Below are 11,685 nucleotides of genomic sequence, written 5' to 3'. Positions count from 1 at the left end.
GGGGTGCGGGCATAACCTTTGGTTATGGCCCCGCGCTCGCCGTCAGGCATGATTCCGCGAGGCCTAGGCGCCTTCGGCCAGCATCTGGCGCAGGCGCGCGCGGCGGCGTTCGAGGGCGGCGATCTGCCGTTCCACCGACGCCAGCCGTTGGCGCTGCACGGCGGAGGTCTCGGGGCAGGCCGCCGCGCCTTCGATCATGCGCATGCAATCGGGAAAGCCCTGGATCTCGGCCAGGCTGAAGCCAGTGGCGATCAGGCGCTGGATCTGCCGCACCTGGCCGATCGCGGCGGGGGGAAAAGTACGATAGCCGTTGGCGGCGCGCGCGCTGGCCAGCAGGCCGTGGGCGTCGTAGTGGCGGATCGAGCGCAGGCTGGCGCCGGTGGCGCGGGCCAGGGCGCCGATCGACATCGGCTGGGCGGCGGGCGGGGGTGGCATGGCGAAGATTCACGAAGCGATGGCTTGACTCTAACACTGGTGTGAGGGTCGAGACTGCGATTCCCCTTTTGTCATCCAGGAGTCAGTTGCCATGCCGGGTCATCCGCTTTTTCGTTGTTTCCGCCACCTGCTGCTGGCCATCGCCCTGGCAGGGGCGAGCGCCGTGGCGCTTGCCGATACCCGCCAGTACACCGCCGCGGCGCCGGACGGCGTGACGCTCGCCATCCAGGAGTCCGGTGATCCGGCCGGGCCCGCCGTGGTGTTCGTGCATGGCCTGCTGGGCAGCCGCCTCAGTTGGGAGGCGCAACTGTCCAGTCCGCTGTTGCAGCGCTACCGCCTGATCACCTACGACCTGCGCGGCCATGGCCAGTCGGGCAAGCCGGGCGCGGCGCGCGCCTATACGGACGGGCGGCGCTGGGCCGACGACCTGGCGGCCGTGATCGCGGCGACGGGCGCGCGCCGGCCGGTGCTGGTGGGCTGGTCGCTGGGCGCGGCGGTGACGACCAATTATCTGGCCGCGTATGGTGACGCGGACATCGCCGGCGCGGTTTACGTGGGCGGTGTGATCGAGTTGGATGCCGGCCAGATCGCGCCGCATCCCGAGGTGTATCGCGGCATGGCGTCGACCGACCTGAGGGCGCACCTGGACGCCGAACGGGCCTTCCTGGCGCTGTGCTTCCATACGCAGCCGGACGTGGCCACGTTCGAACGCTTGCTGGCCAATGCGGCCCTGGCCGCGCCCGAGATGCAGGCCGCGGTACCGCGGATGACGATCGCGTCCGGGCAAGGCCTGGGCGCGATGCGCAAGCCGATGTTGCTGATCTACGGGGCACGCGATGCGCTGGTGCGCGCCGCGCCGTCGATGGAACGCGCCCGGCAGTTGAATCCACGCGTGCGCACGACGGTATATGCGGCGTCGGGGCATGCGCCGTTCCTGGAGGAGGCCGAGCGCTTCAATCGCGATCTGGCCGCCTTCGTCGACGCGGCCGCCGGGCGCTGATGCCCGCGATGAACGGCCGTGGGCAGGCCGTGGATTGGCTCAACCGCCAGAAGACGGCGCGGGGCGCTTGGTTGGCCGGGTGGGCACGTCGCCCGGCGTGGTGCCTTCGTCGTCCACCGTGAGGCCGCCGCCGGCCATGATGCCCCGGGCGATCTCGTCGGCCGATTTGCCGGCGAAGCCATGTTCACCGGCGATAATGCGGAAGCTGTCGCCTTCGAGCGGGCTTTGCAGTGTGGCCGAGGACAGCAGGACGCCGTTCGCGCGCAACTGGATGCGCTTGCCGACGCGGTTGCGGGTGAAGTCGGCCAGCGCCTGGCGACTGTCGGGGTGCAGCACCACGTCGACGTAGCGCGTCGACGTTTGCGGTTCGATGCCGGCGGTGGCCTGGTCCGCCCGCAGGGCCACGCTCTCGGCGTGGGACGCGGCGGCGGCCAGCAGCAGGGCGGCGCAGGCAAGGGAGCGGAAAACGGTCATGAGCGGACTCCGTGGGGCGGATCGATGACGGCATCCTAGCCCGATCGCCGGCGGCGCATATTACGACTTGTATGCGGACGCTGGCATTGCCTGCCGTCAGCGGGCGTGGAAGCGGCCGCGTCAGGCCGCTACCATGGCGGTTCCATGAATGTGTCTCGGAAAGCGGCAAGGTGGCGCTGCGCGGCGCGATTCCGTCGCCGGCGTCCGATGAACGCGAACTGACGCTGACGTATGGCAACGCGGCGCTGGGTTTCGACTCGGGCGATGAGCCGGCTTACGTGGTGTCGGATTTTCCGCAGGGGGTATTCACGCTGGTCGTCCCGGACGGGGCCTGGCCGCTGACGCTGTATGCGTTGCCGGGCACCGTGGCGATCGGGAAGATCGCCAACGGCGATGTCGCGGGCACTTTCCAGGCCAAGCTGGCCGCGCCGCGCCCCGGCGGGCCGACCGCGTCGGGGGGTGGGCAACCCGCTCAAGGCGACCCTGAATTGCAATTACCGCGACGCACTATGAGCGCCGGTCCCTGTTAGGGAGCCGGCCCTTCGGGGATAGGGCGCGCCGTCTTACCGGGTAATCCCGCTACCGGGCTTTTCGGCAAAATTTGTATGATGACCATATGAATTCACCGAGGGAGCCCAGCATGCCGCAAGTCCTTTCCATCGCACGTGGCCGCGGCGCGGGCGGTGCCCGATGACCCCGGAAGCCCGTGTCCGCGAGGAAATCTGCGCCGTCGGCGCCAGCCTCTACCAGCGCGGCTACACCGTGGGCGCGGCCGGCAACATCAGCGCCCGGCTCGACGACGGCTGGCTGATCACCCCCACCGATGCCTGCCTGGGCCGGCTGGATCCGGCCGAGCTGGCCAAGGTCGACCTGGCCGGCAATGCGGTCGCGGGCGGCAAGCCGTCCAAGACGTTGGCGCTGCATCTGGGGATCTATCGGGCCGATCCGGCCGCGCGCGGCGTGGTGCATACGCATTCGACCCATCTGGTGGCGTTGACGCTGGCCGGTGTCTGGCGCCAGGACGAGGTGCTGCCGCCGATCACGCCTTACCAGGTGATGAAGGTGGGCCGCATTCCGCTGATTGCCTACCGACGCCCGGGCGATCCGGCGGCGGCCGCGCAGGTGGAGGCACTGGCCGGCCAGGTGCGCGGTGTGCTGTTCGAGCGTCTGGGGCCGGTGGTGTGGGAACGCTCGGTGTCGCACGCCGCCTACGCGCTGGAGGAATTGGAAGAGACGGCCCGCCTGTGGCTGATGGCCGAGCCGCGGCCCGCGCCCCTGTCCGAGACGGCCATCGAAGAACTGCGCGCCGTGTTCGGGGCGCGCTACTGAGCCGCGCCGCGCCCGCCGCAATCTGAAGGAGCCAAGATGCCACGCCTGGCCGCGAACCTGAGCATGATGTATGCGGAGCACCCCTTCCTGGATCGTTTCGCCGCCGCCGCGCGCGACGGCTTCCGGGGTGTGGAGTTCCTGTTCCCCTACGACCATCCGGCCGCTGAAATCCGGGCCCGGCTGGACCGCCACGGGCTGACCCAGGCGCTGTTCAACGCGCCGCCGGGCGATTGGGCCGGCGGTGAACGCGGCATCGCCGCGCTGCCGGGCCGCGAAGACGAGTTCCGCCGCGGCCTGGATCGGGCGCTGGAATACGCGGCGGTGCTGGGCAACCGCAGCCTGCATGTGATGGCGGGCCTGATGCCGGCCGGGCAGGACCGCGCCGCGCATCGTCAGGTTTATCTGCGCAATCTGGAGCGGGCCGCGCACGCTGCCGCCACGGCCGGCGTGACCATCGTGATCGAGCCGATCAATCCGCGCGACATGCCCGGCTATTTCCTGACCCGCCAGGACGAGGCCCAGGCGATCCGCGCCGAGGTCGGCGCCGCCAACCTGCGGGTGCAGTTCGATTGCTACCACTGCCAGATCGTCGAAGGCGACCTGGCGGTAAAGCTGCGGCGCGACATGGCGGGCATCGGCCATATCCAGATTGCCGGCGTGCCGGATCGCCATGAGCCCGACCTGGGTGAACTGAATTACCCCTACCTGCTGGCGCTGATCGATACGCTGGACTATGCGGGCTGGATCGGCTGCGAATACCGGCCCAAGGGCGCCACGACGGCGGGACTGGGCTGGGCCAAACCCTATCTCGCGGGAGGCGAGCGATGAAGATACTGATCACCGGCGGCGCCGGCTTCCTGGGACAGCGCCTGGCGCGCAAGCTGCTGGAGCAGGGGCGCCTGTCGCTGGGCGGCGAGCGCACGCCCATCACCCGGATCGACCTGCTCGACGTGGCCCGCACCGACGCCATCAACGACACGCGCGTGCGCTCGATCGAGGGCGACGTCGCGGATCCGGCCTGCCTGCGGTCGCTGATCGGCACCGACACGGCGGTGATCTTCCATCTGGCGGCCATTGTCAGCGGCCAGGCCGAGGCCGATTTCGACCTGGGCATGCGCATCAACCTGGATGCCTCGCGCGCGCTGCTGGAGGCCTGCCGCCAGCGTGGTCATCGGCCGCGCGTGGTGTTCACCAGTTCGGTCGCGGTGTACGGCGGCGCCCTGCCGGAAACGGTGCGCGACGATACCGCGCTCAATCCGCAGTCTTCCTACGGCACGCAGAAGGCAATCGCGGAATTGCTGCTGGCCGACTATACGCGCCGCGGCTTCGTCGATGGCCGCGCGCTGCGGCTGCCCACCATCAGCGTGCGGCCGGGGCGGCCCAACGCGGCGGCTTCGTCCTTTGCCAGCGGCATCATCCGCGAGCCGCTGAACGGCGAGCCGGCGGCATGTCCCGTGGCACCGGACACGCGCCTGTGGCTGTTGTCGCCGCGCCGCGCGGTGCAGGCGTTGATAGACGGCTGCGAGCTCGATGCCGCAGCGGTGGCGGATCGCCGTCCCATCAACCTGCCGGGCGTGTCGGTGACGGCGGCGCAGATGGTGCAGGCCTTGCGCGAGGTCGCGGGCGAGGCGGTGGCCGACCGCGTCGGCTGGCAGCCCGACGCACGGGTGCAGGCCATCGTCGGCAGTTGGCCGGGGCGTTGGGACACCACACGCGCGGCGCGCCTGGGGCTGGCGGGCGACCGCGATTTCACCGAAATCATCCGCGCCTACATCGGCGACGACTTGGGGGACAAGGTATGAGCCAGGCCAACGAAGCGCGCGCGGTGGGTGTGATAGGCCTGGGCGCGATGGGCGCGGGCATCGCGCAGAGTCTGCGGCGGGGTGGATGCCGGGTGCATGCCTACGACATCCGGCCCGGCGTGGCGGCGGCGTTCGCCGAACATGGCGGCGTGGCCTGCGCGACGCTGGTGGACATGGCCGCCGCCTGCGACGTGGTGGTCAGCGTGGTGGTGAACGCGCAGCAGACCGAGCGCGTGCTGTTCGGCGAGGGCGGCATTGCCGCGGCCATGCGGCCCGGCAGCGTGTTCGTGATGTGCTCGACGGTGGATCCGGCCTGGTCGAGCGCGCTGGAGGCGCGCCTGGCGGCGCGCGACATCCACTACCTGGACGCGCCGCTCTCCGGTGGCGCGGCCAAGGCCGCGACCGGCCAGATGACCATGATGACCGCCGGCACGCCGGCCGCCTATGCCGCATGCGGCGGCGTGCTGGAAGCCATGGCGGGCAAGGTCTACCGGCTCGGCGAGCGGGCCGGCGCGGGCAGCAAGGTCAAGATCATCAACCAATTGCTGGCCGGCGTGCACATTGCCGTCGCGGCCGAGGCCATGGCGCTGGGCCTGCGCGAAGGGGTCGATGCGCACGCCTTGTACGAGGTCATCACCCACAGCGCCGGCAATAGCTGGATGTTCGAGAACCGCATGGCCCACGTGCTGGCGGGCGACTACACGCCGCTGTCGGCGGTGGATATCTTCGTGAAGGATCTGGGACTGGTGCTGGATACCGCGCGCCACAGCAAGTTTCCGTTGCCGCTGGCCGCCACCGCGCACCAGATGTTCATGCAGGCTTCGGCCGCGGGCCACGGCCGCGACGACGACAGCGCGGTCATCAAGATCTTTCCCGGAATCACCTTGCCGGAGTCCGCATGACGATCAGACTGGGGTGCATCGCCGACGACTTCACCGGCGCCACCGACCTGGCCAACAATCTGGTGCGCGCCGGCATGCGCACCGTGCAGGCCATCGGTGTGCCGGCCGGGCCGCTGGAGGCCGCGGCGGATGCGGTGGTGGTGGCGCTCAAGACCCGTACCCTGCCGCCGGCCGAGGCCGTGGCGCAATCGCTGGCGGCGCTGGCGTGGCTGCGGGCACAGGGCGCCGCGCAGATCTACTTCAAGTACTGCTCGACCTTCGACAGTACGCCGCAGGGCAATATCGGCCCGGTCACCGACGCGCTGATGACGGCACTGGATACGGATTTCACCATTGCCACGCCGGCCTTTCCCGACAACCAGCGCACGGTGTTCAAGGGCTATCTGTTCGCCGGCGATGTGCCGCTGAATGAATCGGGCATGCGGCACCATCCCCTGACGCCGATGACGGACGCCAATCTGGTGCGGGTGCTGTCGGCGCAGACGCGGCGCAAGGTGGGCCTGATCGACTACACGGTGGTGGCGCGCGGCGCCGATGCGATTCGCGGCCGCATCGATGAACTGCGGCGCGACGGCGTCGGGATCGCCATCGTCGATGCCATTTCCAATGACGACCTGCTGGCGCTGGGACCGGCGCTCAAGGGCATGCCGCTGGTGACGGCCGGTTCGGGCGTGGCGATCGGCCTGCCCGGAAACTGGGGGCTGGCGCCGGGGGCGGCCGCGGGTCTGCCGCGCGAGCCGGGCGCGCAGGCGGTGGTGGCGGGCAGTTGCTCGACCGCGACCCAGGGGCAGGTGGCCGCGTTCATCGCGGCGGGACGTCCGGCGCTGGCGCTCGATCCGTTGCGCATCGCCACGGGCGAGGACGTCGTGACGCAGGCGCTGGCCTGGGCCGCGCCACGCCTGCCCGACGGCCCGCTGTTGATCTATTCCACGGCCCGGCCCGCTGCCGTGCAGGCGGCCCAGGCCAGCCTGGGCGCGGCGCGGGCCGGCGCCCTGGTCGAGGAGACGATCGCGCGAATCGCGCTGGGCCTGGTGCGGCACGGCGTGCGGCAACTGATCGTCGCGGGCGGCGAGACCTCCGGCGCGGTGGTGCAGGCGCTCGGGTTGACGCAGTTGACCATCGGCGAGCAGATCGATCCGGGCGTGCCCTGGTGCGCTGGTGTCGCGCAGGCGGCGCGGGCGCGCATCAGCATCGCGCTCAAGTCGGGTAATTTCGGGGGGCCGGATTTTTTCACGCGGGCATTTCGCCAAGCCGCTTGAGGCGGTCGCGTGCCGTCATCACAGCGGCGCAACGGGGAACAGGGGCTGTGGCGCCCTTGGCGTGGTTGCCGCGGGAAGGCTAGCGGTGCGCCTCGCGCAAGCGCGTGGCGGCGTTGACCATGTGGATGCGCGCGGCGGCGCGCGCCGCCTCCGCGTCCTGGCGGCGGATGGCGTCGACGATGGCCTCGTGTTCGCGCAGCACCGCGCGCATCTGGTCGGCGTGGCGCGCTTCATTGCCGCGCGTGACGCGGGTGGCGGCTTCGAGATACTGGCTGACGAAGGCCAGGGTTGCGAGGAAATACGGATTGCCGGTGGCGCGGGCGATGCTGCGATGGAAGGCCACGTCTTCCTTGACGCCGTCACCGCCGTTGTCGACCGCGGTGGTGATCGCCGCCAACGCCGCGTCGATGGCCGCCATGTCGCGCTTGCCCCGGCGCGCCGCGGCTTCCGCGGCGATTTCGGTTTCCAGCGCGCGGCGCAGGTCGACGATATGCAGCACCGCGTGCAGCGAGCCCAGCTCGGCCGCGTCGATGCGCAGCGCGCGCTGGCCGCCGTGGCCGGTGACGAACACACCGCTGCCCTGGCGCGCTTCGACGATGCCGTCCTGGCGCAGCCGCGACACCGCTTCGCGGATGACGGTGCGGCTGACCCCGAACTGCTCGGCCAGGCGGGTTTCGGTGGGCAGTTTTTCTCCGGGCGGCACGCGACCGGCGTCGATCTCGGCGAGCAGTTGCTTGGCCACCGTATCGGTCAGCGTGGGAGGCGTGTGGAGTCGGGGAAAGGCCATGGCTTGGGGCCGCGCAAGCAGGGCGCGGCGGCGCTCCGGGACAGGGGCTTCATGATAACCCGCCGTCCGCGGCGGCCGCGCGGGCCCGGTACAGACAGTCCATGAAAAATTGCGCGGCCGGCGTCGGGGGCGAATCGGCCCGCGTCAATATCGATACCCGCGCCGCCGGCAGCGGGTGAGCCAGCGGCAGGATGCACAAGGATGTGGGCGCCAGCACGCGGTGCAGGCCATTGCGCACGAAAAAGCCCACCGCGTCGCTCTGCCCCAGGATCGCCAGGGCGATGGCGATGGACTGGCACGGAATCACATCGGTGGGCGGCGGCAGGCCGCGTTCCGTGTAGGCCAGGCGCAGCAGGTTGGTGGGGGTTTGCGTATTGCCCGGCATCAGCCACAGCAGGTCGCGCAGGTCGGCCAGGTCGGTCGCGTGGCGCAGGGGGTGGTCGGCGCGCGCGCCCACCGCCAAGGGCAGCGAGAACAGGGTGGTGCGGGCAAAGCCGTCGTAGATGTCGCCGTCGTATTCGGTTTGCACCACCAGGTCGTAGCGACCCGTCTCCAGCTGTTCGTGGCTGTAGGGCGGCGCGACTTCATGGAAGGCCACCGCGACGCGCGGCATGCGGGCGCGGAACGCCGCCAGCGCGGCCGGCAGGATCGGCAACACCGACGAGCTGATGGCCAGGTTGAGCGTGCCGCCTTCGCCGTCGCGCATTTGGTCGATGTCTTCCTGCGCGCGCCGCGCTTCCTGCAGGATCAGCACGGCACGTTTGTGCAGCGCCTGGCCGTAGGGCGTCAGCTCGACGCCTTTGGCGCTGCGCCGCACCAGTTCGGCGCCCAGGCTCTGCTCCAGTTCGCGCAGGCTGCGCGTGGCCGCCGGTTGGGTGACGCACAAGGCGCGCGCGGCGGCGCGGATGCTGCCGTGTTCGGCGATCAGCACGAAGGCGCGCAACTGGCGCAGGTTCATCGGTGCGGCCACGGCGGGATATAAGCAAAAGTCATCACTGCGCCAAAAATACTGTCTTTTGCGTTTCGGCGGCCATCCGTATATTCACTAGGCCTGTGCGACGCTGCTGGTGGCGCGGACAGGCCCTAGCCACGGCTTGCGGACACACGGGCCGGCTTAGAGATCGGACATCAAGGGGAAAACATGTCTATCGCCATCGCGGCCGGCGCCGGCGCGCGCAGCCTGCATACGTCATCCATGCGCCGGCGGGTCATCGCCGGCACCACCATCGGCAATGCGCTCGAGTTCTTCGACTTCACCGTCTTCACCTTCTTGATGCTGGTGATCGGCCCGCTGTTCTTTCCGGCGGCCTCCAGCTACGGGCAGTTGCTGCTGACCACGGCCACGTTCGGCGTCGGCTTCCTGATGCGGCCGGTGGGCGGCATGCTGATCGGCTCGTACGCCGACCGCCATGGCCGCCGTGCCGCCATGACGCTGACGCTGTGGCTGATGGGCCTGGGGTGCGCGCTGATCGCCGCCGCGCCCACCCACGCCCAGATGGGCCTGCTGGGGCCGGTGATGATGGTGTTGGCGCGGCTGATCCAGGGCTTTGCCGCCGGCGGCGAGGTGGGTGCCTCGACCACGCTGCTGGTCGAGCACGCGCCGCCGTCGCGGCGAGGCTTTTATTCCAGTTGGCAGTTCGGCAGCCAGTCGCTCGGCGTGGCGTTGGGCGCGGTGGTGGTGGGCGCCTTGACCGCCGCGCTGACCGCCGAGCAGATGCAGGCCTGGGGCTGGCGCGTGCCGTTCGTGATCGGCATTCTGACGGTGCCGGTGGGCGCCTACATCCGCCGCAATCTCGAAGAAACGCTGCACCTCGACGAACCGGCCGCGCGCCGGCCGCGCGCGGGCGGCCATCAGCCGCTGCGCCGGATCTTCGCCCAGCACAAGAGCGAGGTGGCCAAGGGCATTCTGCTGATGATCGGCGGCATGGTCTGTGCGCAGATCATCGGCTTCTATATGCCGTCTTATGCGCACCGCGAACTGGGCCTGCCGGCGACCTCGACCCTGTCGGCCAGCGTGGTGGTCGGCGCGGTCGGTTTCCTGTTCGCGCCGCTGGTCGGCATGCTGGCCGACAGGGTGGGGCGCAAGCGCGTGATCTTCTGGTCGCGGGTGACGACGGTGGCGGTGCTGCTGCCGTGCTTTCACTGGCTGATCGCCGCGCCCAGCAGCGCGCGGCTGATGCTGGTGGTGGCGCTGCTGTCGATCCTGCTGGCGCTGCAATCGGCGCCCGGCATCACCATGCTGCCCGAGCTGTTCCCGAAATCCGTGCGCACCACCGGCATGTCGGTGGTGTACGGCCTGGGGATTTCCGTGTTCGGCGGTTTTGCCCAGTTCTTCGTGACCTGGCTGCTGCACGTGACCGGCAATCCCATGGCGCCCGCCTGGTACCTGATGGTGGCGGTGGCGCTTTCCACGGTGGTGCTGTTCTGGATCCGTGACCGCACCGGCGACGATATCGACAACCAGGAGGCCTGATGCAAGCCGCTACGCCCTATTTTTCCCGCAGCTACGCCGAAGCGCGCGCGCGCTTCACCGCCGCCGCCCGGCCGCTGGCCGCGCATTTCGCTTCCTATCCGATCGCGCCCAAGGGGCGCGAGGGCGAGGAGCTGGCCACCGATGTGGCGCTGATCGGCGATGCCGGCGCCACGCGGCTGCTGATCATGACTTCCGCGACGCACGGCGTGGAGGGCTTCTGCGGTTCGGGTTGCCAGCTCGCGTTGCTGGATGACGCCGGAATGCTGGAACGCGCGCGCCAATCCGGTGTGGCGCTGTTGCTGGTGCACGCGGTGAACCCGCATGGTTTCTCGTGGATCGCGCGCACCGACGAGGGCAACGTCGACCTGAACCGCAACGCCCAGCCCTTTGACGGGCAGACGCTGCCGGCCAACCCGGAGTACCGGCGCATCCATGAACTGCTGCTGCCCGCGCAGTGGCCGCCGTCGGACAGCAACCGCGAACAGATCGCCGCCTACATCGCCACCCATGGGCTGGCGAGCTTCAAGCAGGCCGTGACCCGCGGCCAATACACCCACGCCGATGGCCTGTTCTATGGCGGTGACCGTCCGGCCGCGTCGCTGGCGAACCTGCGCCGTATCCTCCAGGAGCATGCGGCCGGCTACGCGCGGATCGGCTGGATCGATGTGCATACGGGGTTGGGGCCGCGCGGCCATGGCGAGAAGATCTACGCCGGCCGCCGCGATGAGGCCGAAGTGGCGCGGGCGCGCCGCTGGTGGGGCGCCGACATCGCCGTGCCGTACCAAGGCACGTCGGCGTCGGTGGACATCACCGGTCATCTGGCCGGGCTGATCTACCAGGCCTGTCCCGATTCGATCCCGACCTCGATGGCGCTGGAGTACGGCACCCAGCCTTCCGAGCAGGTGGTGGACGCGCTGCGCGGCCGCAACTGGCTGCGCGCGCATCCCGATGCCGCGCCGGCCTTGCGTGAGCGGATCCTGCGCACGACGCTGGAGGCATTCTATTGCGACGCGCCGGACTGGCATGGCGCGGTGCTCGGGCAGAGCCGGGTTGCGGTGCTGCAAGCCGTGCTGGGCCTGGCGGCGGACTGAGGCTTGCCGGCAGGGCCGATCCCGCGGGGATCGGCTTGCATTGTCATTGATATGTTATATCATGCTTCAGTTATTTGTAATGATATAACATATAAGAGGCTGAAAATGACAAGCAAGACGCAGGGACAGCAGG

Annotated in this window: 13 protein-coding genes; 9 read left to right on the top strand and 4 right to left on the bottom strand. The window is 69.8% G+C overall.

Going from position 1 to position 11,685, the window contains the following annotated elements:
• Positions 1-63: 63 nt before the first annotated feature.
• On the bottom strand, positions 64-435 hold the full coding sequence (locus tag ACN6O8_RS16725; protein ID WP_427992147.1) for a MerR family transcriptional regulator: 372 nt from the start codon (positions 433-435) through the stop codon (positions 64-66).
• Positions 436-526: 91 nt separating this feature from the next.
• Here ACN6O8_RS16725 and ACN6O8_RS16720 point away from each other — a divergent pair, with 91 nt between their 5' ends.
• Positions 527-1,435 (top strand): alpha/beta fold hydrolase, encoded by a 909-nt coding sequence (locus tag ACN6O8_RS16720; RefSeq protein ID WP_427992146.1) that lies wholly within the window; start codon positions 527-529, stop codon positions 1,433-1,435.
• A 39-nt stretch (positions 1,436-1,474) separates the two neighbouring features.
• Here ACN6O8_RS16720 and ACN6O8_RS16715 read toward each other — a convergent pair whose 3' ends face one another.
• Positions 1,475-1,909, bottom strand: a complete 435-nt coding sequence (locus tag ACN6O8_RS16715; RefSeq protein WP_427992145.1) for a SecDF P1 head subdomain-containing protein — start codon at positions 1,907-1,909, stop codon at positions 1,475-1,477.
• A gap of 71 nt (positions 1,910-1,980) precedes the next feature.
• Between ACN6O8_RS16715 and ACN6O8_RS16710 the strand changes: the two genes are divergently transcribed.
• The 6 genes from ACN6O8_RS16710 (at position 1,981) to otnK (ending at position 7,201) form a co-directional block, all read left to right on the top strand.
• Positions 1,981-2,439, top strand: a complete 459-nt coding sequence (locus ACN6O8_RS16710) for a hypothetical protein (RefSeq protein WP_427992144.1) — start codon at positions 1,981-1,983, stop codon at positions 2,437-2,439.
• 160 nt (positions 2,440-2,599) lie between these two features.
• Positions 2,600-3,238: an aldolase gene (locus tag ACN6O8_RS16705; protein ID WP_427992143.1), complete on the top strand. Its 639-nt coding sequence runs from the start codon at positions 2,600-2,602 to the stop codon at positions 3,236-3,238.
• Between the two features lie 36 nt (positions 3,239-3,274).
• A complete protein-coding gene (otnI, locus tag ACN6O8_RS16700; RefSeq protein WP_427992142.1) occupies positions 3,275-4,066 on the top strand; it encodes a 2-oxo-tetronate isomerase in 792 nt (263 codons plus the stop codon).
• Entirely contained in the window at positions 4,063-5,040 is a 978-nt protein-coding gene (denD, locus tag ACN6O8_RS16695) for a D-erythronate dehydrogenase (protein ID WP_427992141.1), read from the top strand. The genes otnI and denD overlap by 4 nt, the downstream gene beginning before the upstream one ends.
• Positions 5,037-5,942: an L-threonate dehydrogenase gene (gene ltnD / locus ACN6O8_RS16690; RefSeq protein ID WP_427992140.1), complete on the top strand. Its 906-nt coding sequence runs from the start codon at positions 5,037-5,039 to the stop codon at positions 5,940-5,942. The genes denD and ltnD overlap by 4 nt, the downstream gene beginning before the upstream one ends.
• The gene (otnK, locus tag ACN6O8_RS16685; protein ID WP_427992139.1) at positions 5,939-7,201 is read left to right on the top strand and encodes a 3-oxo-tetronate kinase; all 1,263 of its coding nucleotides are present in this window, start codon (positions 5,939-5,941) and stop codon (positions 7,199-7,201) included. The genes ltnD and otnK overlap by 4 nt, the downstream gene beginning before the upstream one ends.
• A 79-nt stretch (positions 7,202-7,280) precedes the next feature.
• Here otnK and ACN6O8_RS16680 read toward each other — a convergent pair whose 3' ends face one another.
• The gene (locus tag ACN6O8_RS16680; protein ID WP_427992138.1) at positions 7,281-7,988 is read right to left on the bottom strand and encodes a FadR/GntR family transcriptional regulator; all 708 of its coding nucleotides are present in this window, start codon (positions 7,986-7,988) and stop codon (positions 7,281-7,283) included.
• 49 nt (positions 7,989-8,037) lie between these two features.
• A complete protein-coding gene (locus tag ACN6O8_RS16675) occupies positions 8,038-8,958 on the bottom strand; it encodes a LysR substrate-binding domain-containing protein (RefSeq protein WP_427992137.1) in 921 nt (306 codons plus the stop codon).
• A 171-nt stretch (positions 8,959-9,129) separates the two neighbouring features.
• Here ACN6O8_RS16675 and ACN6O8_RS16670 point away from each other — a divergent pair, with 171 nt between their 5' ends.
• Entirely contained in the window at positions 9,130-10,461 is a 1,332-nt protein-coding gene (locus tag ACN6O8_RS16670) for an MFS transporter (protein ID WP_427992136.1), read from the top strand.
• Positions 10,461-11,552 carry a M14 family metallopeptidase gene (locus ACN6O8_RS16665; RefSeq protein ID WP_427992135.1) on the top strand — a complete coding sequence of 364 codons (1,092 nt, stop codon included), beginning with the start codon at positions 10,461-10,463 and terminating at the stop codon, positions 11,550-11,552. The genes ACN6O8_RS16670 and ACN6O8_RS16665 overlap by 1 nt, the downstream gene beginning before the upstream one ends.
• Positions 11,553-11,685: the final 133 nt, after the last annotated feature.

This window comes from Achromobacter sp., assembly GCF_050285565.1.
Classification (GTDB): domain Bacteria; phylum Pseudomonadota; class Gammaproteobacteria; order Burkholderiales; family Burkholderiaceae_B; genus Achromobacter.
Note: the sequence above shows the minus strand (reverse complement) of the source record. Positions and strands in the feature narration are given on the sequence as shown.

Coding starts and splice junctions, on each gene's coding strand:
- ACN6O8_RS16710 (WP_427992144.1), top strand. CDS start 1,981: ATGCGGACGCTGGCATTGCCTGCCGTCAGCGGGCGTGGAAGCGGCCGC.
- ACN6O8_RS16715 (WP_427992145.1), bottom strand. CDS start 1,909: ATGACCGTTTTCCGCTCCCTTGCCTGCGCCGCCCTGCTGCTGGCCGCC.
- ACN6O8_RS16705 (WP_427992143.1), top strand. CDS start 2,600: ATGACCCCGGAAGCCCGTGTCCGCGAGGAAATCTGCGCCGTCGGCGCC.
- ACN6O8_RS16670 (WP_427992136.1), top strand. CDS start 9,130: ATGTCTATCGCCATCGCGGCCGGCGCCGGCGCGCGCAGCCTGCATACG.
- ACN6O8_RS16665 (WP_427992135.1), top strand. CDS start 10,461: ATGCAAGCCGCTACGCCCTATTTTTCCCGCAGCTACGCCGAAGCGCGC.
- ACN6O8_RS16720 (WP_427992146.1), top strand. CDS start 527: ATGCCGGGTCATCCGCTTTTTCGTTGTTTCCGCCACCTGCTGCTGGCC.
- denD (WP_427992141.1), top strand. CDS start 4,063: ATGAAGATACTGATCACCGGCGGCGCCGGCTTCCTGGGACAGCGCCTG.
- ltnD (WP_427992140.1), top strand. CDS start 5,037: ATGAGCCAGGCCAACGAAGCGCGCGCGGTGGGTGTGATAGGCCTGGGC.
- ACN6O8_RS16680 (WP_427992138.1), bottom strand. CDS start 7,988: ATGGCCTTTCCCCGACTCCACACGCCTCCCACGCTGACCGATACGGTG.
- ACN6O8_RS16725 (WP_427992147.1), bottom strand. CDS start 435: ATGCCACCCCCGCCCGCCGCCCAGCCGATGTCGATCGGCGCCCTGGCC.
- otnI (WP_427992142.1), top strand. CDS start 3,275: ATGCCACGCCTGGCCGCGAACCTGAGCATGATGTATGCGGAGCACCCC.
- otnK (WP_427992139.1), top strand. CDS start 5,939: ATGACGATCAGACTGGGGTGCATCGCCGACGACTTCACCGGCGCCACC.